Source organism: Ferrigenium sp. UT5, assembly GCF_045866295.1.
Classification (GTDB): domain Bacteria; phylum Pseudomonadota; class Gammaproteobacteria; order Burkholderiales; family Gallionellaceae; genus Sideroxyarcus.
Genome location: NZ_BAAFRY010000003.1, coordinates 38,486 through 63,980 on the forward strand (window position 1 = coordinate 38,486; position 25,495 = coordinate 63,980).

At 60.5% G+C, this 25,495-nt stretch carries 21 protein-coding genes; 14 read left to right on the plus strand and 7 right to left on the minus strand.

The genetic code is table 11. From position 1 onward, the window contains the following. Position 1 precedes the first annotated feature (1 nt). Together ACKTSJ_RS01610 and lolD are read left to right on the plus strand one after the other, a co-directional pair. Positions 2-1,252: a lipoprotein-releasing ABC transporter permease subunit gene (locus ACKTSJ_RS01610; protein ID WP_407896729.1), complete on the plus strand. Its 1,251-nt coding sequence runs from the start codon at positions 2-4 to the stop codon at positions 1,250-1,252. Further along, complete coding sequence (gene lolD, locus ACKTSJ_RS01615; RefSeq protein ID WP_407896731.1) at positions 1,245-1,925, plus strand: lipoprotein-releasing ABC transporter ATP-binding protein LolD; 681 nt, start codon at positions 1,245-1,247, stop codon at positions 1,923-1,925. The genes ACKTSJ_RS01610 and lolD overlap by 8 nt, the downstream gene beginning before the upstream one ends. 17 nt (positions 1,926-1,942) lie before the next feature. Here the strand turns inward: lolD and ACKTSJ_RS01620 are convergent, their stop codons facing one another. Beyond that, positions 1,943-2,476, minus strand: a complete 534-nt coding sequence (locus ACKTSJ_RS01620; protein WP_407896733.1) for a DUF2062 domain-containing protein — start codon at positions 2,474-2,476, stop codon at positions 1,943-1,945. A 33-nt stretch (positions 2,477-2,509) separates the two neighbouring features. On the opposite strand from ACKTSJ_RS01620, the gene ACKTSJ_RS01625 reads away from it, so the two are divergent. The 3 genes from ACKTSJ_RS01625 to ACKTSJ_RS01635 all read left to right on the plus strand — a co-directional run bounded on the left by ACKTSJ_RS01625 (position 2,510) and on the right by ACKTSJ_RS01635 (position 7,059). Then, on the plus strand, positions 2,510-4,840 hold the full coding sequence (locus ACKTSJ_RS01625) for a DNA internalization-related competence protein ComEC/Rec2 (protein WP_407896734.1): 2,331 nt from the start codon (positions 2,510-2,512) through the stop codon (positions 4,838-4,840). Positions 4,841-4,904: 64 nt separating this feature from the next. Further along, complete coding sequence (locus tag ACKTSJ_RS01630) at positions 4,905-6,098, plus strand: pyridoxal phosphate-dependent aminotransferase (RefSeq protein WP_407896735.1); 1,194 nt, start codon at positions 4,905-4,907, stop codon at positions 6,096-6,098. Positions 6,099-6,102: 4 nt separating this feature from the next. Beyond that, positions 6,103-7,059, plus strand: a complete 957-nt coding sequence (locus tag ACKTSJ_RS01635; RefSeq protein WP_407896737.1) for an HDOD domain-containing protein — start codon at positions 6,103-6,105, stop codon at positions 7,057-7,059. Between the two features lie 6 nt (positions 7,060-7,065). Here ACKTSJ_RS01635 and ACKTSJ_RS01640 read toward each other — a convergent pair whose 3' ends face one another. Next, positions 7,066-10,101: an AsmA family protein gene (locus tag ACKTSJ_RS01640; protein ID WP_407896739.1), complete on the minus strand. Its 3,036-nt coding sequence runs from the start codon at positions 10,099-10,101 to the stop codon at positions 7,066-7,068. Positions 10,102-10,275: 174 nt separating this feature from the next. Here ACKTSJ_RS01640 and ACKTSJ_RS01645 point away from each other — a divergent pair, with 174 nt between their 5' ends. From ACKTSJ_RS01645 to ACKTSJ_RS01680, 8 genes are all read left to right on the plus strand, one after another. Further along, the gene (locus tag ACKTSJ_RS01645) at positions 10,276-10,620 is read left to right on the plus strand and encodes a DUF4372 domain-containing protein (protein WP_407896741.1); all 345 of its coding nucleotides are present in this window, start codon (positions 10,276-10,278) and stop codon (positions 10,618-10,620) included. A gap of 323 nt (positions 10,621-10,943) precedes the next feature. Further along, positions 10,944-11,174: an RNA chaperone Hfq gene (gene hfq / locus ACKTSJ_RS01650; protein WP_407896743.1), complete on the plus strand. Its 231-nt coding sequence runs from the start codon at positions 10,944-10,946 to the stop codon at positions 11,172-11,174. Continuing rightward, positions 11,174-12,313 carry a GTPase HflX gene (hflX, locus tag ACKTSJ_RS01655; RefSeq protein WP_407896745.1) on the plus strand — a complete coding sequence of 380 codons (1,140 nt, stop codon included), beginning with the start codon at positions 11,174-11,176 and terminating at the stop codon, positions 12,311-12,313. Before hfq ends, hflX begins: the two co-directional genes overlap by 1 nt. An 18-nt stretch (positions 12,314-12,331) precedes the next feature. Beyond that, a complete protein-coding gene (gene hflK / locus ACKTSJ_RS01660; protein WP_407896747.1) occupies positions 12,332-13,519 on the plus strand; it encodes an FtsH protease activity modulator HflK in 1,188 nt (395 codons plus the stop codon). Further along, positions 13,520-14,398, plus strand: coding sequence for a protease modulator HflC (hflC, locus tag ACKTSJ_RS01665; RefSeq protein WP_407896749.1), 879 nt, complete (start codon positions 13,520-13,522; stop codon positions 14,396-14,398). A 6-nt stretch (positions 14,399-14,404) separates the two neighbouring features. Further along, positions 14,405-14,590 (plus strand): DUF2065 domain-containing protein, encoded by a 186-nt coding sequence (locus ACKTSJ_RS01670; RefSeq protein ID WP_407896751.1) that lies wholly within the window; start codon positions 14,405-14,407, stop codon positions 14,588-14,590. Then, complete coding sequence (locus tag ACKTSJ_RS01675) at positions 14,587-15,747, plus strand: ATP phosphoribosyltransferase regulatory subunit (protein ID WP_407896753.1); 1,161 nt, start codon at positions 14,587-14,589, stop codon at positions 15,745-15,747. The genes ACKTSJ_RS01670 and ACKTSJ_RS01675 overlap by 4 nt, the downstream gene beginning before the upstream one ends. A gap of 17 nt (positions 15,748-15,764) precedes the next feature. Further along, the gene (locus tag ACKTSJ_RS01680; RefSeq protein WP_407896755.1) at positions 15,765-17,078 is read left to right on the plus strand and encodes an adenylosuccinate synthase; all 1,314 of its coding nucleotides are present in this window, start codon (positions 15,765-15,767) and stop codon (positions 17,076-17,078) included. Between the two features lie 337 nt (positions 17,079-17,415). On the opposite strand, the gene ettA is transcribed toward ACKTSJ_RS01680, so the two are convergent. Further along, positions 17,416-19,086: an energy-dependent translational throttle protein EttA gene (gene ettA / locus ACKTSJ_RS01685; RefSeq protein ID WP_407896757.1), complete on the minus strand. Its 1,671-nt coding sequence runs from the start codon at positions 19,084-19,086 to the stop codon at positions 17,416-17,418. A 252-nt stretch (positions 19,087-19,338) separates the two neighbouring features. Here ettA and ACKTSJ_RS01690 point away from each other — a divergent pair, with 252 nt between their 5' ends. Next, complete coding sequence (locus ACKTSJ_RS01690) at positions 19,339-21,180, plus strand: N-acetylglutaminylglutamine amidotransferase (RefSeq protein WP_407896759.1); 1,842 nt, start codon at positions 19,339-19,341, stop codon at positions 21,178-21,180. 89 nt (positions 21,181-21,269) lie between these two features. Here the strand turns inward: ACKTSJ_RS01690 and ccmI are convergent, their stop codons facing one another. From ccmI to ACKTSJ_RS01710, 4 genes are read right to left on the minus strand one after another with little or no spacing between them, the layout of a single operon-like run. Continuing rightward, entirely contained in the window at positions 21,270-22,526 is a 1,257-nt protein-coding gene (gene ccmI / locus ACKTSJ_RS01695; RefSeq protein WP_407896761.1) for a c-type cytochrome biogenesis protein CcmI, read from the minus strand. After that, a complete protein-coding gene (locus ACKTSJ_RS01700) occupies positions 22,523-22,984 on the minus strand; it encodes a cytochrome c-type biogenesis protein CcmH (protein WP_407896763.1) in 462 nt (153 codons plus the stop codon). The genes ccmI and ACKTSJ_RS01700 overlap by 4 nt, the downstream gene beginning before the upstream one ends. Continuing rightward, a complete protein-coding gene (locus ACKTSJ_RS01705; RefSeq protein WP_407896765.1) occupies positions 22,981-23,508 on the minus strand; it encodes a DsbE family thiol:disulfide interchange protein in 528 nt (175 codons plus the stop codon). The genes ACKTSJ_RS01700 and ACKTSJ_RS01705 overlap by 4 nt, the downstream gene beginning before the upstream one ends. Next, positions 23,505-25,490 (minus strand): heme lyase CcmF/NrfE family subunit, encoded by a 1,986-nt coding sequence (locus ACKTSJ_RS01710; protein WP_407896767.1) that lies wholly within the window; start codon positions 25,488-25,490, stop codon positions 23,505-23,507. Before ACKTSJ_RS01710 ends, ACKTSJ_RS01705 begins: the two co-directional genes overlap by 4 nt. Positions 25,491-25,495: the final 5 nt, after the last annotated feature.

The following is a 25,495-nucleotide window of genomic DNA, read 5'->3' on the forward strand; positions in this document are numbered from 1 at the left end:
CATGTCCTTGCAACCTTACGAATTATTTGTCGGCCTGCGTTATACCCGCGCCAAGCGCCGCAACCATTTCATCTCGTTCATCTCGCTGATTTCCATGCTGGGCATCGGCCTGGGCGTAATGGCGCTGATCGTGGTGCTGTCGGTGATGAATGGCTTCCAGAAAGAAATCCGTGGACGCATCCTCGGCATCACCCCGCATTTGCAGGTGATGGGGGGCGCCGACGGATTGAGCGAATGGCAGCGCACGCTGGAGACGGTTGCCGCCCATCCGGCCGTGCGCGCCGCCGCCCCCTTCGTCAGCGGCCAGGGCATGCTGTCTTTCGACGGCCGTGTGGAAGGCGTGATGGTGCGCGGCTTCCTGCCCGAGGCGGAGCAGCGCCTGATCGGGCTCGGCGACAAAATGCAGCACGGCACCCTGCACGATTTGCAGGCGGGCCGTTTCAACATCGTGCTGGGCTCCGACCTGGCGCGCGCACTGGGTGCACGGGTCGGCGACAGCGTGCTGCTCATCACCCCGCAAGGGCAAATCACCCCGGCCGGAATGCTGCCGCGTCTGAAACAGTTTCGCGTCGCGGGCATCTTTGAAATCGGCATGGCGCCGTACGATAATGCCCTGGCGCTGATTCATCTCAACGACGCGCAAAAACTTTTCCGCATGGGCGAATCGGTCAGCGGCATCAGCGGCAGCCTGCACGATCTCGACCGCGCCCCGCAGGTCGCGGCAGAATTGGAAGGCATGCTTCCCGCCGGCACCTGGGTCACCGACTGGACCCGCCAGAACGCCAATTATTTCGCGGTGGTGGCGATGGAGAAGAAAATGATGTTCATCATTCTCTCGCTGATCGTGCTGGTCGCCGCGTTCAACATCGTCTCCACTCTGGTGATGGCCGTGACGGACAAGCAGGCCGACATCGCCATCCTGCGCACGCTGGGCGCATCACCGAAAAGCATCATGCAGATTTTCATGGTACAGGGCACGCTGATCGGCCTGATCGGCATGGGCCTGGGCGTGCTTGGCGGGGTATTGCTCGCGCTCAACATCGGCACCCTCGTGCCCTTCATCGAACACCTGTTCGGTGTGCAGTTCCTGTCCAAGGAGTTTTACTACATCAGCGAACTGCCCTCCGATCTGCACCAATCGGATGTGCTCGTGGTCGCGGGCATGTCGTTCCTCATCAGCCTGCTCGCCACGCTCTATCCGAGCTGGCGAGCCTCCAGGGTGCAACCGGCAGAGGCATTGCGATATGAATGAACCCGTCATTTCCTGCCGCAAGCTGACGAAAACCTACGCGCAGGGCGATTTGAGCGTGGCGGTGTTAAAAGGCGTCAACCTTGAGGTGGCCCAAGGTGAACGCATCGCCATCGTCGGCGCCTCCGGTTCCGGCAAGAGCACGCTACTCCATCTGCTGGGCGGACTGGACACGCTCACCAGCGGCAGCGTGAACATTCTCGGACAGGACGTCACGAAGATGGACGAGACGCAGCGCGGCGCGTTGAGAAACCGATCACTTGGATTCGTCTATCAGTTCCACCATTTGCTGCCGGAATTCACCGCACTGGAGAACGTCGCCATGCCGCTGCTGATTCGCGGCATGAAACCCGCCGAGGCACACCCGCAAGCTGCAGCCATGCTGGAACAGGTCGGCCTGGCACAGCGCGTGCGCCATTTGCCGGCCGAACTCTCGGGCGGCGAGCGCCAGCGCGTGGCCGTGGCGCGGGCGCTGGTTACCCGGCCCGCCTGCGTGCTGGCCGACGAGCCGACCGGCAATCTCGACCGCAGCAGCGCGTCGGCCCTGTTCGACCTGATGCAGTCGCTCAACGCGCAATGGGCTACCAGCTTCATCGTGGTCACCCATGACCTCGATCTGGCGGGCAAGATGCAGCGTCAGTTGCGTCTGGTGGATGGTCTGTTGCAGACAGCCTGACACTGCGCACGATGAAATCACGGGCGGCGGGCAGCACGACTGCGCCAGCGCCAGATCACCATCAGCCGCCAGCCCAGTCGCACGACACCATATCCCAGCACCGCCAAGCCGATGGCCAGGAGCGGCAGCCCGACGAGCAAAGGCTTGCCCAGCGCCAGCAGCCATCCCCACACGGCAGAAAACCCGTCGTGCCAATGCACTTCCGGGAAAATGGGAACGGAAGTGCCGTTCGGTGCCCCGCTCACCCCTACTCCGATTTGATGGGCCAACAGATACAGCGGGACGATGGTGAACGGGTTGGTGTACAGCGTAGCGAAAACCGCCACCGGCAAGTTGACCCGCAACCAGATTGCCAGCAATGCGGCGGAAAGCATCTGCAAGGGCCCAGGCACCAGCCCGCAAAGCAGGCCAAGCGCCACACCGCCCGCAGTCGAGCGGCGATTCAGGTGCCACAGGTTCGGATGGTGCAACCACTGCCGCACGGGTTGTAGCCAGCGATTCTGCTGGATGCTTTCGCGGCTGGGCAGATATCGTCGAAGAAGTTTGCGCATGACGGAATTGTAATGGTCGGTTAGGCTAGGGACATGGTTTCTTTCGCCCTCTTTTTTACCCTCGGTGTGTGGTGCCTGCAGCAGCTGGCCTTCCTGCCGACCCTGCCGTTTTACTGGCCGCTGGCAGCGGGCTGCCTGTTCCTGCCAAGGGGGAAACACTCGGCATGGCGACTGGCACGCCGCGCCGTGATGTTGTTTGCCGCCGCCCTGCTCGGCTTTGCCTATGCGGCATGGGTCGCCGAAGCGCGCTTGTCCGATACGTTGCCGAACGCGTGGCAGGGCCGTGACATCACGCTGACCGGAGTCGTGGCGGAGATGCCGCGCCCGCACGAGCGCGGGCAGCGTTTCATGTTCGATGTCGAAACAGTGGAAACGCCCGGCGCGCAGGTCCCGAACAGGATTCTCCTTGCCACTTATGCGGCAAAACGGCAGGAGACCCTCAACGTGCATGCGGCAGAACGCTGGCGTTTCACCGTGCGCCTGAAACAGCCGCATGGCACGAGCAACCCGTACGGCCACGATTTCGAGGCGTGGATGCTGGAGCGCAGGCTGGGTGCCTCCGGCTATGTGCACCCCAAGGGCAACCGAGAGCGCCTGGCGGAAACCGCCGGGGGATACCGGATCGAGCAACTGCGCGAAAACGTGCGCGACCATTTTCTGCACACGCTGCAGGATGCACCTTATACCGGCATTCTGGTGGCGCTCGCGGTCGGCGATCAGGCCAGCATCTCGTCCGCGCAATGGCAGTTGTTCACGCGCACCGGCATCAACCATCTGATGAGTATCTCCGGTCTGCACATCACCATGCTGTCCGGGCTGTTCTTCGCCCTGACCTATTGGCTGTGGCGGCGCAGTGCGCGCCTGACCCTGTATTTCCCGGCACGCAAGGCGGCGGCAGTAGTCGGCATCATCGCCGCCCTGGGCTATGCGCTGATCTCCGGCTTCGAGATTCCGGCACAGCGCACGCTGTACATGCTATCCGCCTTTGCCGCCATGCTATTGCTGTCGCGCAACGTCGCCCCCGGCCAGATGCTGGCGGCTGCGCTCATGATTGTGCTGCTCGCCGATCCTTGGGCGGTGCTGGCACCCGGCTTTTGGCTGTCGTTCGGCGCGGTGACGCTGATCTTTTACGTGACCGCGAACCGGCTGCGGCAACCGCACGGGTTCAAGGCTTACGGCGTGGTGCAATGGGCGATGATGGTGGGGCTGATTCCGCCGCTGCTCGCCCTGTTCCAGCAACTTTCCCTCGTGTCTCCCCTCGCCAATGCGCTCGCCATCCCTCTGGTCAGTTTCGTGGTGGTGCCGCTGACGCTGCTCGGCGCCCTGCCGCTGCTGGATTGGCTGCTCCCGCTGGCCCATCAGGTGCTCGCCGGGTGCATGGCCTATTTGCAATGGCTGGACCGGCTGCCCGTTGCCGTGTGGGTTCAACATGCGCCGCCGCCCTGGAGCATCGCGCTGGGGGTACTGGGCGCGGCCTGGATCCTCGCCCCGCGCGGATTCCCGTTGCGCGCATTGGGAATCATTCTGATCCTGCCCATGTTCCTGGTTGCACCGAACGCGCCCGAGCCGAATACAGCGCGCATCCTGATTTTCGACGTCGGGCAGGGACTGGCCGTGGCGGTGCAAACCGCGCAGCACACCCTGCTGTTCGATACCGGGCCGGATTTTTCCGGGGAGGCGGACAGCGGCAATCGCATCCTCGTGCCTTCCCTGCGCGCACTCGGAATCGCTCGGCTGGACGGCCTGATCCTGAGTCACAGCGATCTCGACCATGTCGGCGGCACGACTTCGGTGCGCGAAGTATTGGCACCGGGCTGGATCAGGACGTCGATGCCCGCCGCTCATCCCTTGCTGGCGGGAACCTCCAGCGTGCTGCCCTGCCGCGACGGCGATGCCTGGAACTGGGACGGCGTCAACTTTGAGATCTTGCATCCCGGCCCGCTCTCCAAAAAACGCAAAAAACACGACAACAACGAAAGCTGCGTGCTTCGCATCAGTATTGGCACCCAGCATGTGCTGCTCACGGGCGACATCGAAAGTCCAGCCGAGGCGAGCTTGCTCGCACGGCATCCGGACCGGTTGCCCGCCACCCTGCTGGTCGCCCCCCATCACGGCAGCAAGTCGTCTTCCTCGCCGGATTTTGTGGCCGCAGTTGCACCCCACCAGGTCGTGTTCACCTCGGGTTATCGCAACCGTTTTCATCATCCCCATCCGACCGTGGTCAGGCGATACGCCCAAAGCGGCACCGAACTTTTGCGCTCGGACCGGGATGGCGCCATCCTGGTTGAAATGAATGCGGGTGAACTCCGTCTCGAACCCTACCGCAGAACCCACCGCCGCTACTGGACGCATGACCCCGAATAGCGTTTCACCGCGCCAGAAGGGGCGCGTATAATCCGCGCCAACCATCAACCACAGAGGAAAAATCGTGTCACTCTCCCGTCGTGTGCAAGCCATCAAACCGTCCCCCACTCTCGCCGTCACCGCCCGTGCCGCCAAACTGAAATCCGAAGGCAAGGACATCATCGGACTGGGGGCGGGCGAGCCGGATTTCGATACGCCGCAGCACATCAAGGATGCCGCCATCGTGGCAATCAACAAGGGTTTCACCAAATACACCGCCGTCGGCGGAACACCCTCGCTGAAAGCGGCGATCATCGCCAAATTCAAGCGCGACAACGGGCTCGATTACAGCGCAAAACAGATTCTGGTTTCCTGCGGCGGCAAACAAAGTTTCTTCAACCTTGCTCTCGCCGTTGTCAACCCCGGTGATGAGGTGATCATTCCCGCGCCGTACTGGGTGTCGTATCCGGACATCGTGCTTATCGCCGAAGGCAAGCCGGTGATCGTGCAGGCCGGTATCGAGCAGGGTTTCAAGATGACGCCGGCGCAACTGGCCGCAGCGATCACGGCAAAAACCAGAATGGTGGTGATCAACAGCCCGAGCAATCCGTCCGGTGCGGTCTATTCGCTGGCAGACTTGAAAGCACTGGGAGAGGTGCTGCGCAAACATCCCAACATCCTCATCGCCACCGATGACATGTATGAACACATCTCACTGGTCGATGGCAAATTCGTCAACATCCTGGATGCGTGTCCCGACCTGAAACCGCGCACCATGGTGCTGAACGGCGTGTCGAAGGCATATGCCATGACCGGCTGGCGCATTGGCTATGCCGCGGGACCGGAAAACATCATCACCGCGATGGAAAACGTGCAATCGCAGAGCACCTCCAACCCGACTTCGATCTCGCAAGTGGCGGCGGAAGCCGCCTTGAACGGCGACCAGGGCTGCATCACGCCGATGGTAAAGGCTTTCCGTGAACGCCATGAATTCGTGGTCAACGAGTTGAATAAAATCCCCGGATTAAGCTGCCTCAAGGCCGGCGGTGCGTTTTATGCCTTCCCTGATGCGCGGCAGGCCATCGCCAAACTGCACGCAAAGGGCACCCTCAAGGAAGCGACCGATCTCGCCTTCTCCGAATATCTGCTGGTACAAGCCGGCGTGGCCGTGGTGCCCGGCTCCGCCTTTGGCAGCGAGGGCTACATTCGTTTATCCTTCGCCACTTCGATGGAAAATCTGCAAAAGGCACTGGCGCGTATCGCCCAAGCCTTGGCCTGAAATCATGAGCGATACGCAACAGCAGGCGATCGCGGATGAAGTCCTGTCCGCTATTGAATCCGGCAAACTCGAGTTGCCGACCTTACCGGACGTCGCACTCAAGATCAGGGAACTGATCGATGATCCGAACGTTTCGGCCGATCAATTGGTGAATCTGCTTTCGGCCGACCCGGTCATTTCCGCCCACATCATCAAGGCTGCCAACAGCGCTGCCGGCGGCATGCGTGTGGACACCCTGCGCGCCGCCATCGCGCGTCTGGGCTATCGCATGCTGCGCAATCTGGTGATCAGCGTGACCGTGAACAATTTGTTCAAGGCCAGTAGCCCGGTCATCGACCAATACCTGAAAAGAATGTGGGAGCACAGCCGGATGGTTGCCGCCACCAGTTTCGTGCTGGCGCTCAAGCAAAGACATTTGAAGCCGGAGCAGGCGATGCTGGCGGGCATGGTGCACAACCTCGGCGCATTACCCTTATGCCTCTATGCCGACCGCTTTCATCCACGGCTTGAACAGGACGCTCTGGAAGAATTGATACGCCGCTTTTCAACCCGCGTGGGCGTTGCATTGCTGAACAACTGGCATTTCCCGCAGGAAATCATCAATGTCGTGGCCGGTTATGAAAACCTGCAGCGGAGCAATGCATCCGGGACAGCCGATTACACCGATGTGGTGACGATCGCCAACCTGCAAATACCGGGCAAAGCAAAATTCGTTGCCTGGCAAAACGTCAGCGCCATCACCAGAATAGGGTGCGAACCGGGACAATGCACCCGCTTCATCGAGGATCATGCGGAACAACTGGATATCGCGCGTGAAATGCTCGGCCTGCCCAAATCTCAACCTCAAGCAACAGAACACCGCGAACAACAGATGCCGCCACAACAGCCGCAAGACACACAACAGACTGTATCCCGGCAAAAACCCGGAATGCTGGGCGGATTCTTCAATCTTTTCCGGTAAGGTTTATCAGCGCGCCTGCAATCTGGGTTCCTGCAAGGTTCCGGACAAGACCAGGGGATTATTGCCCGCGCGCATCTTGATCTCGGAGTTCAGACTGCCGGACAGTTGCCCCCCCTCCGCCACATCGATGGCGCCGGAAGCATTCAACATCCCGGAAGAGATTTTGAGCTGGCGCAAACGCAGGACATGGTTTTCCAGCAGGGCCGATCCGGTCAACTGGTCAAAGTGGGTGCGGCCGCCGGGCAAATGTTCCCGGCTCAACAGCCGTGCCGTCTCTACGATATCGATGCCATTGATCACCCCCCGCTTGATTTCAAAATTAGCATCAAGGCGCACCGCGTCGGCCAAGCCGGACAAAGTCTGACTACGTGCAGTGGCAACACCATTTGCAAACAGTTCGCCAGCTAATCCGTATTGCGGGAAGATTTGCGCCAACTCCATCGTTTTCGCATCCCACGTCACTTCCAATCGCCATCCCTTGTGCCAGTCCAGTTTTCCGCTACCCGACCCGATACCCCCGTAAGCGTAGACATCCAGCTCGGATAAAACCATCCCCTCTGCCCCAATCTCACCATTGGCTTTGAAATCGCCAAATACGACTTGCGGTAAAAATGGCAGTGCGCTTTCCTTGATCCTGAATTCGACGTGCAACCGTCCGGGCAATGGCCTGAAATCAAGATGCAGCTTGTCTGTGGCGTCGTGCAACGCCAGACGTGCAAATTCACCCTCATCAAACGAGGCGACTCCTTGAAGCAACGGTAGATTATTCGGCGCCGTCTTGATCTGCACATCGCGCAAATTGAATGACCGCATGGAAAATCCCGATTGGCCATTTAAACCGCGAAGCCACCCAAACAGGGGCTCAAGCTGATCCCCTTCAACCGTGATGCCGTCCAGTTCGGCCTTGTCGATGATCCAGTCGTTCGAGAACAAACTGAAGGGATTTACGCTCAAAATCGCGCTCGCCACGGACAATTCCTGTTGGGCGCCGATTGTCATTTGAGTGATTTCCACTTTGGGCCAAGGCAACAGGGAACCCTTGAGGTCCCCAATCTTCACCGGCTGTCCAAGACGCGTGGATAGCTGTTGTTCAACCGGGCCGATGTATTCTTCCATCGGCCAGAACATAGGAAGTGTCCAGACTAGAACAACTGCAAAACCGATGATGGCAGCCATGAGTTTCCCCAGTGACACTGGTTTTCGCCTCCGGGGAGCGGATGACATCTGATTTTCTTTTGCCTGCGCCAATAAGGTTTGCAATGCCGCCTGTTCAGATTCCAGCTTGCTCTGCTGGGTAGCACGTCGCTCCGCTTCAGCCCACGCCGCCGCCTGCTCGGCAGCCAGTCGCTGCGACTCCACGCGCTCTTGGGCTTCGCGCTCCATTTGCAGTTGTTCTGCTTTCTGCTTCGCTTCCTGCTCGGCTTTCTGGCGCGCCATCTCGGCAGCAATGTCAGCTTGTCTGGTTTCTTCCTTTTTTGCCTCGATTTTGATTTCAGGTACGGGTTCGGCTGTGCGATCTGGTACTGCAGAAGATATACGCTCTGCCTGCTGCACCATGACCGGAGCAGATTCCACTTCCTTCAGGGCATCAAGATCGATCTTGAACGGCGAAGCGGCAGCAGAACTTGTTGCCGCTTCCTGCCGCTTCTGTTCTTCTTCCGCCTTGATCCGGGCTGCCTCCGCCTCTTCCCGACTCTGGCGTTCCTCGGCCTCCGCCTTGGCGCGTGCGGCCGCTTCTTCTTCGGCCTTGATCCGGGCCGCTTCCGCCTCTTCCCGACGCTGGCATTCCTCGGCCTCTGCCTTGGCGCGTGCGGCCGCTTCTTCTTCCGCCTTGATCCGGGCTGCTTCCGCCTCTTCCCGACGCTGGCGTTCCTCGGCCTCCGCCTTGGCACGTGCGGCCGCTTCTTCTTCCGCCTTGATCCGGGCCGCTTCCGCCTCTTCCCGACGCTGGCGTTCCTCGGCCTCCGCCTTGGCACGTGCGGCCGCTTCTTCTTCCGCCTTGATCCGGGCCGCTTCCGCCTCTTCCCGACGCTGACGTTCCTCGGCCTCCGCCTTGGCACGTGCGGCCGCTTCTTCTTCCGCCTTGATCCGGGCTGCCTCCGCCTCTTCGTGGCGCCGGCGTTCCTCGGCCTCTATTCGGGCACGCTCTTCAGCCAGCGCGCGAGCTTCAGCTTCCGCGCGCGCCTTGGCTGCTTCAAGTTCTGCTTTTATCCGTGCGGCTTCCTGCTCTGCTTTAAGGCGAGCCGCTTCCGCTTCAGCTCTTGCCCTGGCGGCAGCTTCAGCTTCGCGCTGTGCCTTTTCTTCGGCTTCGCGGCGGGCTCTGGCCGCTGCCTCAAGCTCGGCCTTGATACGGGCGGCCTCCTGTTCGGCCTTGATTCGAGCCGCTTCTGCCTCACGCTTTGCCCGTTCTTCGGCTTCATGTTGTGCCTTGGCTGCCGCCTGCATTTCCGCTTTGATGCGTGCGGCCTCTTGTTCCGCTTTTTGGCGCAATTCGGCTTCAGCCCTGGCCCTGTCTTCCGCAGCCTGCCTCACGGCTGCCTCGCGTTTGGCTAATGCATCGGCTTCGGCCTTGGCCCGTGCAGCTTCCTCCGCCTGTCGTTTTGCCTCGGCGATGGCCCGGACTTCTGCTTCCGCTTTCAGGCGTGCAGCCTCCGCCTCTTTTCGTTTGATTGCTTCCTGCGCATCCGCACCGGCGCTTTGCTTTGCCGCTTCTGCTGCCATGGCAGCCTGGCTGGGCGCTCTGAACATACTGGTGAAATCCAGCTCTTCACCCGCTTGCTCTGTTTTCGGCGCGATAATTTTGGGACTGACGATCTTTAATCCGGCATTCGCTTTCGCTTTGTCAACGATCAACTCTCCATCCAGCAAGCGCTGTATGATTTCCGGAATATCGCCGCGCAAACTTGGCGGTGCACGCTTGATTACATTGTCCAGGGATGAATTGCCGTCAATCAGCAACAGCACGCGCTTCATATCTCCCGACATGCTGGAGACCTCGCTCTCGCCCTTGCTGGTCTTGATGAAGATTGTTTTTTTATCCATGCTGTTTATTGTAAGCGGATAGTTAGTCAATCGATTTGGATAAATACATTCCAGAATCACTCTTGTCCAAAACAGATTCTGACGCCGGGTCATCCAAGGGCGTAGGGTATAGGTGAATCACCAAACCCGCCATACCTTGAGCACAGGAGACTCAACGTAAAAGCATCATGCAGCATGTTCAGCCAGATACTCAAGCTAATTCCGCGTACCGACTCCGGGCGTTTCGTCAAAGAGACCAAGGCTGCGCACCGCAGCAAAAGGCTATCGAGCTGGAGCCAGTTCGTCGCCATGTGTTCTGCCAGCCCGGTCGGGCGCATTCCTTGCGCGGAATCGAAGGCGGACTCAAAAGCTGCGAGGGCAAGTTCACTCACCTCGGCATCGAAGCCCCCGCCCGTTCCGCCCTGTCCTACGCCAACAGTCACCGCCCTTGGGAGCTGTTCGAGAAAGTCTTCTACGGCCTTTACGGCACTGTCGCAGCAAAAGCCGTCGGCAAAAAAAGAAGTTCCGCTTCAAGAATAAGCGGGTCCGACTCGACTCGACGTTGATCGACCTGTGCCTGTCGATGTATGCCTGGACGAAATTCCGCCGCGCCAAGGGGGCGGTCACGCCGCATCTGATTCTCGATCACAACGGCTACCCGTCCAGAACGCGTATCAGATCAAGGCATCACCCAACTGATTTACGCTGCCTTGGACAGCAGTGTTCCAGAATGTACACTTTGGCAGTCAGTCAAGGCTCTGTTATCCAGATGAAATGGCAAGACAGAGCGCCGGCAAGGACTATCGCAATACGCCGTTTTCCATTACAGTGGCGGCGTTCAAACCACCTCGCGAGCCGACAAAATGACTAACAAAGGGCAACAACTACAAGACCCGTTCCTGAACACACTGCGCAAGGAGCATGTCCAGGTCGCCATCTATCTGGTCAACGGCATCAAGCTGCAAGGCCAGATCGACTCTTTCGATCAGTATGTGGTGCTGCTGAAGAATACCGTTACCCAGATGGTGTACAAGCACGCCATCTCGACCATCGTTCCGGCGCGCGCGGTTACTATCCCTGTTGATGCAGAGTGATGCCTGAAGCAACGACTGCCCCCAATACGGCAGTATTGGTCAGTCTTGATTTTGGCGCGCCGGATTACGCGGAAAGTCTGGAAGAACTGCGCTTGCTGGCGGAGAGTGCCGGTGTGCAGACGGTTGCCCTGATCGAGGGGCGGCGCCAGCGACCCGATCCCGCCTTGTTTGCGGGGAGCGGCAAAGTGGACGAGATCGCCGCGCGGGTCGAAGAACTGGAAGTGCCACTGGTCATTTTCAATCATGACCTGTCCCCCGCGCAGATGCGCAACCTCACTGCCAAAATCCGGGCGCGCGTGATCGACCGCACCATGCTCATTCTGGATATTTTTGCCCTGCGTGCGCAAAGCCACGAGGGCAAGGTGCAGGTCGAACTGGCCCAGTTGAAATATCTTTCCAGCCGGCTGGCGGGCATGAACATGGATATGGGACAGCAGAAATTCGCGGTGGGCGCGCGCGGACCGGGCGAGACCCAGCTGGAGCTGGACCGGCGCAAGCTGGACCGGCGCGTGCAACTGCTCAATGACCGGTTAAAACAAATCAAGCGCCAGCGCGCGCTGCAGCGCCGCGCCCGCAACCGTTCCGACGTCTTGTCGGTGTCCATCGTGGGCTACACCAACGCCGGCAAGTCCACCTTGTTCAACCGCCTGACCCATGCCGACACCTATGTCGCCAACCAGTTGTTTGCCACGCTGGATACCACCGCGCGCAAGCTGTTTTTGCCCGGCGACAGCCGCCAGGTGGTGCTGTCCGACACCGTGGGTTTCATCCGCCATCTGCCGCACGGGCTGGTGGCGGCTTTTCGCAGTACGCTGGAAGAGACCGCACAGGCGGATCTGTTGCTGCATGTGGTGGATGTGAACAGCCCGGAACGCAACGATCAGGTGGCTGAAGTGAACAAGGTGCTGGCCGAGGTCGGCGCCCGGCCGATTCCGCAGATCGTGGTCTATAACAAGATTGATCTGCAGGGGGTCGCGCCGGGCGTGCGGCGGGATGAGTATGGTAATATCGCCGCCATTCATTTGAGTGCCAAAACGGGTGCAGGTATCGATCTGTTGCGGGCGACGCTGGTCGAGGTGCGTGATGCACCGCAGCAGCAGGCGGCATCGGCAGCATGGCATCCACTGAACGACCGTTAACTAAAAGGCTGAAAAGACATGGGATTGAATGACCCGCAATGGGGTAAGAACAACAGTAGCGGCCCGCCGGACCTGGAAGAGGTGGTGCGCAATCTTAACCGCAGGATAGAGTCCCTGTTCGGCCGTTTTGGCGGCGGTTCGGGCAAACAGCCGGGTGGTGGCAGTGGCGGCGGTTTCGGGATCAGCCTTGGCCTGGTGATCCTGGTGGTGGCCTTGATCTGGCTGGCGAGCGGCTTCTATATCGTCGATGCCAGTCAACGCGGGGTGGTGTTGCGCTTCGGCAAGCAGATTGAAACGACCGAGGCCGGTCCGCGCTGGCACCTGCCGTACCCGATCGAAACCGTGGAGATCGTCAATCTCAGCCAGGTGCGCACGGTCGAGGTGGGGTACCGCGACAACGTCAAGAACAAGATGCTGAAGGAATCGCTGATGCTGACCGACGATGAGAACATCATCGATATCCAGTTCGCGGTGCAGTACTTCCTCAAGGATCCGGGTGCTTACCTGTTCAACAACCGCGCCCCGGACGAGAACGTGCGCCAGTCGGCGGAAACCGCGATCCGCGAAGTGGTCGGCCGCAGCAAGATGGACTTCGTGCTGTACGAAGGGCGCGAGCAGGTCGCGGCGGAAACGACCAAGTTGATGCAGGATATTCTCGACCGTTACCAATCCGGCATTCTGGTGAGCAAGCTCACCATGCAGAATGCGCAGCCGCCGGAGCAGGTGCAGGCCGCATTCGACGACGCGGTCAAGGCGGGACAGGATCGCGAGCGGCAGAAGAATGAAGGACAGTCTTATGCCAACGATGTGGTGCCGAAAGCCAAGGGCGCGGCAGCGCGCCTGATGGAAGAGGCAGCCGGTTACAAGCAGAGCGTGATCGCCAATGCGGAAGGGGATGCCAGCCGCTTCAAGCAAATCCTGGCTGAATACGAAAAAGCGCCACAAGTTACGCGCGAACGCATGTATATCGACATGATGCAGCAGGTCATGAGCAGCAGCAGCAAGGTGATGATCGATCAGAAGAGCTCGAATGGCAGCCTGCTTTATCTGCCGCTGGATAAATTGTTGCAACAGGGAGGTGTGGATTCCGCCCCGACCGCACAGGCCGTGAAACCCGCCGAGCAGGCCGGTTTGCCCGCCAGCGAGTTCGCGCCGGCAACGCGCGCGCGCGAACTGATCCTTGGCCGTGAACGGGAGGCTCGTTAAATGAAAACCAGTATCAGAAACGTGTTGGTCGGTGCAATTGTTGCCCTGATTTTATTCAGCATGAGCACCTTTGTGGTCGATCAGCGCCAGTCCGCGATTGTCTTCCAGCTGGGCGAGGTGATGCGCGTGGAAACCGCACCGGGGCTCAATTTCAAATTGCCGCTGGTGCAGAACGTGCGCTTTTTTGATTCGCGTATCCTGACCCTCGACACCGTTGATCCGGAGCGCTTCATCACGGCCGAGAAGAAGAATGTCCTGGTCGACTCCTACGTCAAGTGGCGCATCTTCGACGTCAAGCAGTACTACGTCAGCGTGGGCGGCGACGAGGCGCGGGCGCAGACGCGCCTGCTGCAAACGGTCAATTCCGCCCTGCGCGAGGAATTCGGCAAGCTGACCATCCACGACGTGGTCTCCGGCAAGCGTGACGAACTGATGCGCGTGGTGCAGGAAAAGACCGACAGTGATGCGCGCAGGATCGGGGTCGAAGTGCTGGATGTGCGCTTGAAGCGCGTCGATTTCCCGGTCGAGATCAGCGATTCGGTGTATCGCCGCATGGAAGCGGAGCGCAAGCGCGTGGCGAACGAACTGCGCGCCACCGGTAATGCGGAGAGCGAAAAAATTCGCGCCGATGCGGACCGGCAACGCCAGGTGATCCTGTCGCAGGCCTACCGCGACGCGCAAAAAATCAAGGGCGAGGGCGATGCCAGGGCAACCGCCCTCTATGCCTCCGCCTTCGGGCGCAATCCGGAATTCTTTGCCTTTTACCGCAGTCTGGAAGCCTACAAACAGACCTTCAAGGACAAGAGCGATGTGATGGTGCTGGATCCGAGCTCGTCCTTCTTCAAATACCTGAAAACCCCCATCAGGGGCGGCCATTGAGTTGCGATGCTTGATTTCTGGCTGGCGGCGCTGGGACTGATGCTGGTGCTGGAAGGACTGATGCCTTTCATGTTTCCCGGGCTCTGGCGCCAAACCCTGAAAAACATTGCGCAGTTTCAGGACGGGCAGGTGCGCTTTCTGGGCCTGACCCTGATGTTGAGTGGCTTGTTGCTGATTTACTGGATTCGATGATGAATTGGTTATTGCCTGAATATATCCAGGACATACTGCCGGAAGAGGCGTGGCGCATCGAGGGGATGCGGCGCGATGTGTTGCAACTGTTGCACCTGTCCGGGTATCAGCTGGTGTCCCCGCCGCTGATCGAATACGCCGAGTCGCTGCTGATCCGGGATAGTGCGGATATGGACCTGCGCACGTTCAAACTGGTGGATCAGTTGAGCGGCCGCACGCTGGCCTTGCGTGCCGACATCACGCCGCAGGTGGCGCGGATCGATGCGCATCTGCTCAACCGCCAGGGGGTCGCGCGGCTATGTTACGCGGGCAGCGTGGTGCATACCCATCCGGCCGGATTGATGAGCACGCGCGAGCCGTTGCAGATCGGCGCCGAGCTTTACGGCCATACCGGGATCGAAAGCGACCTCGAGATACAGCGCCTGATGCTGCATTCCCTGTCCCTGCTTGGTATCCGCGATATTCATCTCGATCTTGGGCATGTGGATGTGTTCCAGGCCCTGCTTGGGGATACGGCGGTGGCGAGCGAACTGGAGCGGGCGCTGTTCATCGCCCTGCAACACAAGGATGTGCCGGTTTTGCGCGATCTGGTGCGCGGACTCCCGGCTGCCCTGCAAGCGTCGTTGCTGGCGTTGCCGCAACTGCACGGCGGGGTGGAAGTGCTGGCGCGGGCACGCAGCCTGTTGCCGCAGGGAACTCGCATCAGCGCGGCACTGTGGCAACTGGAACAGGCCGTGCAGGAATTGCAGCCGCTGGTCGGCAGTATCGGGATCGATCTGGCGGAACTGCGCGGCTATCACTACCACAGCGGGATGGTGTTTGCCGTGTATCACCCGCGCAGCCATGATGCCATCGCCCTCGGCGGCCGCTATGACAATGTCGGCAAGCGTTTCGGCCGGGCGCGTCCGGCCACCGGTTTCAGCATGGACCTGCGCCAGATTTCTTCCCTGCTGCCGCCGGCGCAACCCGCCCGCGCGATTCTGGCCCCGTATTGTGCTGATCCCGCGCTGGATCGGGCCGTGGCCGAACTGCGCGGGCAAGGCGAGATCGTGCTGGTCGATCTGCTGGGGAAAACCGAATACCGGTCCGAATTGAATTGTGACCGTGAGCTGGTATTGCGTGACGGCAAGTGGATTGTCGTTGCAGTCAAAAACTAACAGAGGCAGGAACGAAAATGTCCAAGAACGTGGTCGTGATCGGAACCCAGTGGGGCGATGAAGGCAAAGGCAAGGTGGTCGATTGGCTGACCGATCATGCCCAGGGGGTGGTACGTTTCCAGGGCGGCCACAATGCCGGCCATACGCTCGTGATCAACGGCGAGAAGACCGTGTTGCACCTGATCCCTTCGGGCATTCTGCGCGAGCAGGTGAAGTGCTTCATCGGCAACGGCGTGGTGCTGTCGCCTTCGGCGCTGCTCAAGGAAATGGACACGCTGGAAGCGGCCGGCGTCAGGGTGTACGAGCGCCTGCGCATTTCGGAAGCCTGTCCCCTGATTCTGCCCTACCACGAGGCGCTTGACCGCGCGCGCGAAGCGGCCAAAGGCGCGGGCAAGATCGGCACCACCGGGCGCGGCATCGGCCCCGCCTACGAAGACAAGGTGGCGCGCCGCGCCATCCGGCTGCAGGACCTGTTTCACCGCAAACGTTTTGCCGCCAAGCTGGGCGAGGTTCTCGACTACCACAACTTCGTGCTGAAAAATTATTTCAAGGCCGAGACGGTCGATTTCAACCAGACCATGGACGCCGCACTGCTCCTGGCGGAGCGCATCCGGCCTTTGGTGCTTGACGTGCCGCGCGCCTTGTATGAGGCAAACAAGGCCGGACAGAACCTGTTGTTCGAAGGCGCACAGGGCGCCCTGCTCGACATCGACCACGGCACCTATCCATTCGTCACCTCGAGCAACTGCATTTCCGGCGCGGTCTGCGCGGGCGCGGGGATCGGCCCGCAGGCGCTGCACTATGTGCTGGGCATCACCAAGGCGTACACCACGCGCGTCGGCTCCGGACCGTTCCCGACCGAGCTGTACGACGCCGAATCGAAGCAGGATCCGATCGGCAAGATGCTGGCCGAGAAAGGGCACGAGTTCGGTTCCACCACCGGCCGCGCCCGGCGTTGCGGCTGGTTCGACGCGGCGGCGCTCAAGCGTTCGATCCAGATCAACGGCGTATCGGGACTGTGCGTGACCAAGCTGGACGTGATGGATGGCATGGAAACCGTGCGCATCGGCATCGGCTACAAAATTGATGGCCAGTTCAGCGACATTCTGCCGGTCGGGGCGGACTCGTTGGTCGGGTGCGAACCGGTGTACGAGGACATGCCGGGCTGGAGCGGCAGCACGGTCGGCGTGAAGCGCTACGAAGACCTGCCGCAGGCGGCGCGCAACTATCTGCAACGCATTGCCGAGATCTGCGAAGTGCCGGTGGACATGGTTTCAACCGGCCCGGACCGCGACGAAACCATCGTGTTGCGCCACCCGTTCGAGGCCTGAACGGGTGAGGCGGATTGAAAAAGAGAACACGCAGCGCGGCAGCGGTGCGTTTTTCATGCTGGGAAGCCAAAAAAACGGCCTGCATTCGTAAGCCATTTTGAATGTTCACCGGCTTATTCCGGAACCCCTGCCAAAGCAGGTCGCGGCCCAGTTCCTTGCTCTCGACACACCGCTCGGCCAAGACCGAAAATTTGTCTTTGAAGGCCTTGCGGCGTGCGACCGTTCATGCGCTTCGAAATTAGCTACGCTTGCCCTGTCTCACCAACCGCTCCCCCAGCCCCTCTCCCGCTTGCGGGCGAGGGGAGTACTGGATTTCGGCTTTCGCCGGAATGACGGCCTACCGACTAATCGGCTTATACCGAATCCTCTTAGGCTTCGCGCCTTCCTCACCTAAACGCTTCCGCTTGTCCGCTTCATATTCCTGATAGTTGCCATCAAAGAACGTCCACTTGGAATCGCCTTCGCAGGCGAGGATGTGGGTGGCGATGCGGTCGAGGAACCAGCGGTCGTGGGAGATGACGGCGACGCAGCCGGCGAATTCGAGCAGCGCATCTTCCAGCGCGCGCAAGGTTTCCACATCGAGGTCGTTGGTCGGTTCGTCGAGCAGCAGCACGTTGCCGCCGGAGATAAGGGTCTGCGCCAGATGCAGGCGTCCGCGCTCGCCGCCGGAGAGTTGGCCGACGATCTTGGCCTGGTCTGCGCCCTTGAAGTTGAAGCGACCGATGTAGGCGCGCGCCGAAGTTTCGTATTTGCCCACGGTCAAAATGTCGTTGCCGCCGGAGATGGCGTCGAACACGGTCTTGTCGTTCTCCAGCCCTTCGCGCGATTGATCGACGAAGGCGATCTTGACGGTCTGGCCGATCTTCACTTCGCCGCTGTCCGGTTGTTCCTTACCGGTGATCATGCGGAACAGCGTGGATTTACCCGCACCGTTGGGGCCGATGATGCCGACGATGGCGCCGGGCGGGATCTTGAAGCTGAGGTTGTCGATCAGCAGGCGGTCGCCATAGGCTTTGCTCACGCCGTCGAACTCAATCACTTCATTACCCAGACGTTCGCCCACGGGGATGAATATCTCCTGTGTCTCGTTACGTGCTTGGTGCTCTTGCGAGTTCAGTTCTTCGAAACGGGCGATACGCGCCTTGGATTTAGCCTGACGCGCTTTCGGATTCTGGCGTACCCATTCCAATTCTTGCTTCATCGCTTTTGAATGCGCGTCGAGTTGCTTCTGCTCCTGCGCCAGACGCTCACCCTTCTGGTCGAGCCAGCTGGAATAATTACCTTTCCAGGGGATGCCATGGCCGCGGTCGAGTTCGAGGATCCATTCGGCGGCGTTGTCGAGGAAGTAGCGGTCATGGGTGACCGCAACCACGGTGCCAGGAAAGCGCACCAGGAACTGTTCCAGCCATTCCACCGATTCGGCATCCAGGTGGTTGGTCGGTTCGTCCAGCAGCAGCATGTCGGGCTTTTCCAGCAGCAGCTTGCACAGCGCCACGCGGCGCTTCTCGCCGCCGGAAAGGTTCTTGATGACCGCATCCCACTCGGGCAGGCGCAGCGCATCGGCGGCAATCTCCATCTGGTGTGCGGCATCGCTGCCGCTGGCCGCGATGATGTTCTCCAGCCGCGCCTGCTCGGCGGCGAGCGCGTCGAAGTCGGCATCCGGCTCGGCATAGGCGGCATACACCTCTTCCAGTTTCTGTTGTGCCTGCATGACTTCGCCCAGCGACGACTCGACTTCCTGGCGTACGGTCTTGGCCGGGTCGAGCACCGGCTCCTGCGGCAGGTAGCCGATCTTCATGTTGGGCAGCCATTGCACCTCGCCGTCGTATTCGGTGTCCTGCTTGGCCATGATGCGCAGCACGGTGGATTTGCCCGAGCCGTTCAGACCTAGAAGGCCGATCTTCGCGCCGGGGAAGAAGCTCAAGGAGATGTCCTTGATGATCTGACGCTTGGGGGGGACGATCTTGCTCACGCGGAGCATGGACATTACGTATTGGCCTTGTACCATTTTGAGATTTCTCTGGGTTGCTTTGGAAAGGCGCGTAGCTTACCGCATGGCGTGCCCATCGCCCACTCCATTGCAACCCGCTGCGTTTTTCCTGGCTTTAAGTTCCAGGCTTTGCAGGGCATCACAAGTATCTATAAAATCGACAGCGTGCCACATTTTCCGATTGCAACCGCGCCCACTTCGAGCGGCGCAGGTTGCATACCTTGGGCGTGCCAATCTTATATTCACCCTCTCTGATAGGAATCTCCCCCCATGTGCGGCCTTTGCGGTGAACTTCGCTTCGATCAACAGATCCCCGATGCTTCCGTCCTGCGGCGCATGACAGCAACGCTGGCCCGGCGCGGCCCGGATGCGGCGGGTTTTCATAGCGAGGGGCCGGTGGCACTCGGTCATCGCCGTCTGGCCATCATCGATCTTTCTGAGCGTGCCAAACAGCCAATGTTGGATGCAGACCTGCATCTCGCGCTGGTGTTCAACGGCACGATCTATAACTATCGGGAATTGCGCGCCGAGTTGCAGGAGATGGATTACGAGTTCTTCTCCGACAGCGACAGCGAGGTCATTCTCAAGGCCTACCACGCATGGGGCGAGCATTGCGTGAGCCATTTCATCGGCATGTTTGCCTTTGCCGTATGGGATACACGCAGCCAGTCCTTGTTCATGGCGCGTGACCGTTTTGGCATCAAACCGCTCTACTACGCGCTGGACGGCGCATCGCTGCGTTTCGCCTCGACCATGCAAGCGCTGCTGGCAGGCGGCGGCATCGACACCCGCATCGACCCCATCGCATTGCACCATCACCTCACCCTGCATGCCGTGGTACCGCCGCCGCGCACCCTGCTCAACGGCATCCGCAAACTGCCGCAGGCGCACTGGATGCGCATCTCGGCGGCAGGCAACGTCGAGATGAAACGTTACTGGGAACTGGATGCGACGCGCCCAAGCACTTCCCTCTCCCCAACCCACCCCCGGAGGGAGAGGGAAAAAACGAATCGCTCCACGAATTTTGAATTGTCGGAACAGGACTGGCTCAACGCCACGCGCCATGTGTTGAAGAAGGTGGTGGAACGCCACCGTCTGGCGGCGGACGTGCCGGTGGGCGTACTGCTCTCCGGCGGGCTGGATTCCAGTTTGATTGTGGCCCTGCTAGCCGACCATGTGCCCGACCTGCGCACTTTCTCCATCGGCTTCGAGGACATCGGCGGCGATGCCGAGAAAGGCGATGAGTTTGAATATTCCGATCAGGTGGTGGCGCGTTACCGCACGCGGCATCACAAGATGCTCATCCCCAACCGCGAAGTGCTGAAGCGCCTGCCGGAAGCGGTGCGCAGCATGTCGGAGCCGATGGTGAGCCAGGACAACATCGCGTTCTACCTGCTGGCGGAGCAGGTATCAAAGGATGTGAAAGTGGTGCTGGCTGGACAAGGCGCGGACGAAGTGTTCGGCGGCTATTTCTGGTATCCGAAGATGGAGGCCACCGCAGGCAGCGCGCTGGAAAAGTTCCGCAACCACTACTTCGACCGCGACCACGCCGAGTATCTGGAGACGGTGAGCGACGCCTACCGCACGGAGGATGTCACCAGCGAACTGGTCGCCAACGAATTATCAAAACCGCATGCCGATGAATTCCTCGACCAGGTGCTGCGTTTCGACGTGAGCACACTGGTGGTGGACGACCCGGTGAAGCGCATGGACAACATGAGCATGGCCTGGGGACTGGAAGCGCGCGTGCCCTTCCTCGACCATGAGCTGGTGGAACTGGCGGCGAAGATGCCGCCCTCGCTGCGCCTGAAGGAAGGCGGCAAATTCCCGCTCAAGGCGATCGCGCGCGGCCTCATCCCCGACAGCGTCATCGACCGCCCCAAAGGCTACTTCCCCGTCCCCGCCCTGAAATACGTGCGCGGCGAATTTCTGCAATTCATGCGCGACATCCTGCTCTCCGACGCCTGCCGCAACCGCGGAGTATTCAACCGCGCCTACGTCGAAAAACTCCTTGCCGAACCGGAGTCGCACTTCACCCGCCTCAACGGCAGCAAGCTGTGGCATCTGGCATTGCTTGAATACTGGCTGCAACTGAATGTCGACCAGGCATAAATGGTCCTGTCGGGTTGAAACCCGACCCACAATAGCAGACATAAAAAAACCGCACCGATGCAGGTGCGGTTTTTTTCTGGCATCACCGCTTACTGCACGATGGCGCCGATCTTCACGTTCACGTTCTTGCTACCCGGTCGCAAGGGTTGGCTCAATCCTTCCGCATCACCGGCTTGCGGCATCGCGGTACCGGATTTCGAGATGCGCGCCACCACCACGACTTGGTCGAAAGCGGACAGCGTCATCTGGGGCGCCATCGCCATGCTGTCATCCAGCTCGAAAGTGATGGGCAGATCGCGCACCTGTTTGCGCAGGATCGCCAACGGCATCTTGGGCCCTTGGGCGGCGCGCGCCAGCACGAATACGGTGTCGTCCGGGCTGAACTTGCCTTTCAGCGATGGATCCAGCGTGACTTTGCCGGTGATGCGCTCCTTGCCCGCAGCGGCAGTCTGTGCCGGCGGTGCGATCGGTTCGAGCATCGGCGCCTTGCCGCCCTTGATGTGGGACAGCAACTGGCGCGCTTCGGCCAGACCGCCCTCGATAGCGCGGGCATCCTCGCTGTCCGGCGGCAATTGCACGCGCAACTTTTCCCAGTGCTGGATAGCCACGGCAAAGTCGCCGCGTTCCATCGCCGCCGAGCCCGCCAGCGCCAGCCCCTTCATGTTGTTCGGATCGAGTGCCAGCGCCTGGTTGATGAATTCGGTCGGTTTGCCGCGCAAGGTCTGTCCCTGTGCCATCGCTGCGGCATCGGCATAGTCCGCCCACACCCAGGCTTCATTGGGTACCCGCTTCACCAGCTCGGCATATCCCCGCGCCGACTCGGCATAGCGCTCGGCATCCATATAACTGCGCGCCAGCATCAGCAGCGAAGTCGCATCGTCCGGATTGGCCTTGACCTTCTGTTCCAGTTCGGCAAGCGCAGTGTCGGTGCGCACCGACCCGCCCATCGCGCTCACGCCCGCGTGCGGATTGGCCGGAGAAAACGCATCCGGCGTACCAACGGCCAGATAGACACCGACCGAAAGCATCACCAGCAAGGCGGACAAGCCGACAGCCAGCGCCCGAAACGGGCGGGCAGCGGTTTCTGTTGCAGCCTGTTCCGAACCCGCCACCTCATCCAGCACCCGGCTTTCGAGTTCGCGCTTGCCTTGTTCGTAAAGCTCCGGCGCAAGCAGATCATTTTTGAGATCGGTATCCAGCTCGGCCGACTGGTCGCGCAGGATTTGCAGATTGGCGGCATTGCGTTCCACCACATTATTGACCGCACGACCGCGCCACAAGGGCACGGCAACGAACATCACCGCGACGAACAAAAGCGCCGCACCAATCAGCCAGAACAGAATCATGATTTACTTTCTTCTTCGAGTAGGGTGGCCGCTCTTTGCACGGCTTCCGGGGTCAGCGCCGGCTCGGGAACGGTCGCGCGACGCTTGCGCAGCTGGAATAGCAGAATGCCGATACCCAGCAGCAACAGCACGAAGGGCGCAGCCCACAACGGCATGGTTTCGCGGTCAACCGGCGGATCGAACAATACCGACTTGCCGAAGCGCTCCACCAGCAAGTCCATTATTTCCTGGTCGGTCGCCCCCGCCATCATCTTGTCGCGCATGATCTGGCGCACATCGTTCGACCAGTCGGAACGGGAGCTGGCGACGTTCTCGCTCTGGCACACCAGACAGCGCACCTTTTCCGCCAGATTGATCATGCGGCGCTCGATCGCGGGATTGTCGGCGAGGTCTCTGGCCTCCTCCGCCCCTGCGAATACAGGCACGACCAGAAGCAATGCACATAAAAATCTTTTCATTTTTTCTTCAGCTCCTCGACCAGCGGCAGAATACGTTCAGCCAGGTTTTTCTGGGTTGCCGCACCGATCAGTTTGTCGCGAATGATGCCCTGCTTGTCGATGACATAGGTTTCCGGCACGCCATAGACGCCGTAATCAAATCCGATTTTTCCATCCGCATCGAACAGGGTCAGCAGGTAGGGATTGCCAGACCGGCGCAGAACCGCCTGGCCATCTTCGCGTTTGTCTTTGTAGTTCAACCCCAGCACCGGCACAATGTTCCGGCTCGCCAGGTCCATCAGCACCGGGTGCTCGTCCTTGCATGCGGTGCACCACGATGCCCATACATTCAACAGCCACACCTGGCCTTGCATGTCCTGCGCGGAGAACTGCTTGTTGGCGTCGTCCAGCAGAGGCAGGGTAAAAACGGGGGCGGGTTTGCCAATCAGGGGGGACGGCACCTCGCGCGGGTCCATGCTCAACCCCACGTAGAGAAAGGCGGAGAGCACCAGGAAAATCACCAGCGGCAATATGAAACGCATCATGCTGTCTGCTCCTTCAGGGCCGGTTCGGTCGGCGTTGCCGATTCGGATTTGCGCGCATGGATGCGGTAGCGCCGGTCGCTGATGGCCATGACGCCGCCCAGCGCCATCAGCAGACAGCCCGCCCAGATCCAGTCCACAAACGGTTTGATATAGATGCGCACCGCCCATGCCTCGCTGTCGGGAATCGGCTCGCCCAGGGAAACATACAGATCGCGCAACAGTCCGGTGCGGATCGCGGCTTCGGTCATTGGCATGCCGGAGGCGTTGTAGGTGCGTTTTTCGGGATGCAGCACGGTGACCGGTTCGCCGTCCTTGCTGACACTGACCAATCCCTGCGCGGCGATGTAATTCGGTCCCTCCCTTTCGGTCACGCCATCGAAACGGAAGACATACCCGCCCGCCGTCAGGGTGTCGCCGACTTCCATGCGCACATCGCGCTCGGTTTCATAGCCTTTCACCAGCGTGACCCCGATGATGAAGACCGCGATGCCAAGATGCGCCAGCTGCATGCCGTAATAACTGCGCGTGGGTGTCTGCAAACGCTGCCACAGCGAGCCTTCCCGGCCCATGCGCCGGCGCAGATCGAGCGCGCCGGTGGTGATGATCCATGCCGCCAGCAGAATGCCCAGCGCGATCAACGGGGTCCATGTGCCCAGCACCAGGGGCAACAGCAGCGCCACGCCGATGCTGGCCAGCAGCGCCCAGCGCACACGCTGCCAGATGTCCGGCAGGCTGGCATGCTTCCAGCGTGCAACCGGCCCCAAGCCCATCATCATCACCAGCGGGATCATCAGCGGCACGAATACGGTATTGAAATACGGCGGGCCGACCGACAGCTTGCCGAAACCCAGCGCATCCATGAACAAGGGATACAGCGTGCCGAGAAACACCGAGGCGGAAGCAACGGAAAGCAGCACGTTATTGCTCAACAACATGGTCTCGCGCGACACCAGTTCGAACTTGCCCCCGAGCCCGACCTTGGGCGCGCGCCAGGCGAACAGCAGCAGCGACGCCCCGATGACCAGCACCAGAAAGGATAGGATGAAGATGCCGCGCTTGGGATCAGTGGCAAAGGCATGCACCGACGTCAGCACGCCGGAGCGCACCAGGAACGTGCCGAGCAACGACAGCGAGAACGCGGCAATCGCGAGCAGCACCGTCCAACTCTTGAAGGCGCCCCGCTTCTCGGTCACCGCCAGCGAATGGATCAGCGCGGTGCCGACCAGCCACGGCATGAACGAGGCATTCTCGACCGGATCCCAGAACCACCAGCCGCCCCAGCCCAGCTCGTAATACGCCCACCAGCTGCCGAGCGCGATGCCGATGGTCATGAACACCCACGCCACCGTGGTCCACGGCCGCGACCAGCGCGCCCAGGTTGAATCGAGCTTGCCGCCGAGCAATGCTGACAAGGCGAAAGCGAACGCAACGGAGAAGCCGACATAGCCCATGTACAGCATCGGCGGATGGATCACCAGGCCGGGGTCTTGCAGCAGGGGATTCAGATCGCGTCCGTCGAGCGCCGCCGGCAGCAGGCGGTCGAACGGATTGGAAGTGAGCAACATGAACAGCAGGAAACCGACCGCCACCAACCCCATCACTCCGAGCACGCGCGCCACCATTTCCAGCGGCAGATGTTTGCTGAATTTTGCGACCGCGACCGTCCACACGGTCAGGATGAACACCCACAGCAGCAACGAACCCTCATGCCCGCCCCACAACGCCGCCACCCGGTACGCCACCGGCAATTGCGAGTTGGAATGCTGCGCAACATACAGCACGGAAAAATCGTTGGTGATGAAGGAATAGGTCAGACAGGAAAACGCGATCGCGACGAATACGAATTGGCCGCTGGCGAGGGTGCGCGCCGTACTCATCAGCACCGCGTTGCCGCGTGCCGCGCCAACGATGGGCAAGGTGCCCTGCAACAGTGCGAGGAATAGGGCGATGATGAGGGTGAAATTACCGATCTCTGGAATCATGGTGT

Excerpts from the sequence above, each read along its gene's own strand:
- ACKTSJ_RS01610 (WP_407896729.1), top strand. The coding sequence starts at position 2 with ATGTCCTTGCAACCTTACGAATTATTTGTCGGCCTGCGTTATACCCGC.
- lolD (WP_407896731.1), top strand. The coding sequence starts at position 1,245 with ATGAATGAACCCGTCATTTCCTGCCGCAAGCTGACGAAAACCTACGCG.
- ACKTSJ_RS01620 (WP_407896733.1), bottom strand. The coding sequence starts at position 2,476 with ATGCGCAAACTTCTTCGACGATATCTGCCCAGCCGCGAAAGCATCCAG.
- ACKTSJ_RS01625 (WP_407896734.1), top strand. The coding sequence starts at position 2,510 with ATGGTTTCTTTCGCCCTCTTTTTTACCCTCGGTGTGTGGTGCCTGCAG.
- ACKTSJ_RS01635 (WP_407896737.1), top strand. The coding sequence starts at position 6,103 with ATGAGCGATACGCAACAGCAGGCGATCGCGGATGAAGTCCTGTCCGCT.
- ACKTSJ_RS01640 (WP_407896739.1), bottom strand. The coding sequence starts at position 10,101 with ATGGATAAAAAAACAATCTTCATCAAGACCAGCAAGGGCGAGAGCGAG.
- ACKTSJ_RS01645 (WP_407896741.1), top strand. The coding sequence starts at position 10,276 with ATGTTCAGCCAGATACTCAAGCTAATTCCGCGTACCGACTCCGGGCGT.
- hfq (WP_407896743.1), top strand. The coding sequence starts at position 10,944 with ATGACTAACAAAGGGCAACAACTACAAGACCCGTTCCTGAACACACTG.
- hflX (WP_407896745.1), top strand. The coding sequence starts at position 11,174 with ATGCCTGAAGCAACGACTGCCCCCAATACGGCAGTATTGGTCAGTCTT.
- hflK (WP_407896747.1), top strand. The coding sequence starts at position 12,332 with ATGGGATTGAATGACCCGCAATGGGGTAAGAACAACAGTAGCGGCCCG.
- hflC (WP_407896749.1), top strand. The coding sequence starts at position 13,520 with ATGAAAACCAGTATCAGAAACGTGTTGGTCGGTGCAATTGTTGCCCTG.
- ACKTSJ_RS01670 (WP_407896751.1), top strand. The coding sequence starts at position 14,405 with ATGCTTGATTTCTGGCTGGCGGCGCTGGGACTGATGCTGGTGCTGGAA.
- ACKTSJ_RS01675 (WP_407896753.1), top strand. The coding sequence starts at position 14,587 with ATGATGAATTGGTTATTGCCTGAATATATCCAGGACATACTGCCGGAA.
- ACKTSJ_RS01680 (WP_407896755.1), top strand. The coding sequence starts at position 15,765 with ATGTCCAAGAACGTGGTCGTGATCGGAACCCAGTGGGGCGATGAAGGC.
- ettA (WP_407896757.1), bottom strand. The coding sequence starts at position 19,086 with ATGGTACAAGGCCAATACGTAATGTCCATGCTCCGCGTGAGCAAGATC.
- ACKTSJ_RS01690 (WP_407896759.1), top strand. The coding sequence starts at position 19,339 with ATGTGCGGCCTTTGCGGTGAACTTCGCTTCGATCAACAGATCCCCGAT.
- ccmI (WP_407896761.1), bottom strand. The coding sequence starts at position 22,526 with ATGATTCTGTTCTGGCTGATTGGTGCGGCGCTTTTGTTCGTCGCGGTG.
- ACKTSJ_RS01700 (WP_407896763.1), bottom strand. The coding sequence starts at position 22,984 with ATGAAAAGATTTTTATGTGCATTGCTTCTGGTCGTGCCTGTATTCGCA.
- ACKTSJ_RS01705 (WP_407896765.1), bottom strand. The coding sequence starts at position 23,508 with ATGATGCGTTTCATATTGCCGCTGGTGATTTTCCTGGTGCTCTCCGCC.
- ACKTSJ_RS01710 (WP_407896767.1), bottom strand. The coding sequence starts at position 25,490 with ATGATTCCAGAGATCGGTAATTTCACCCTCATCATCGCCCTATTCCTC.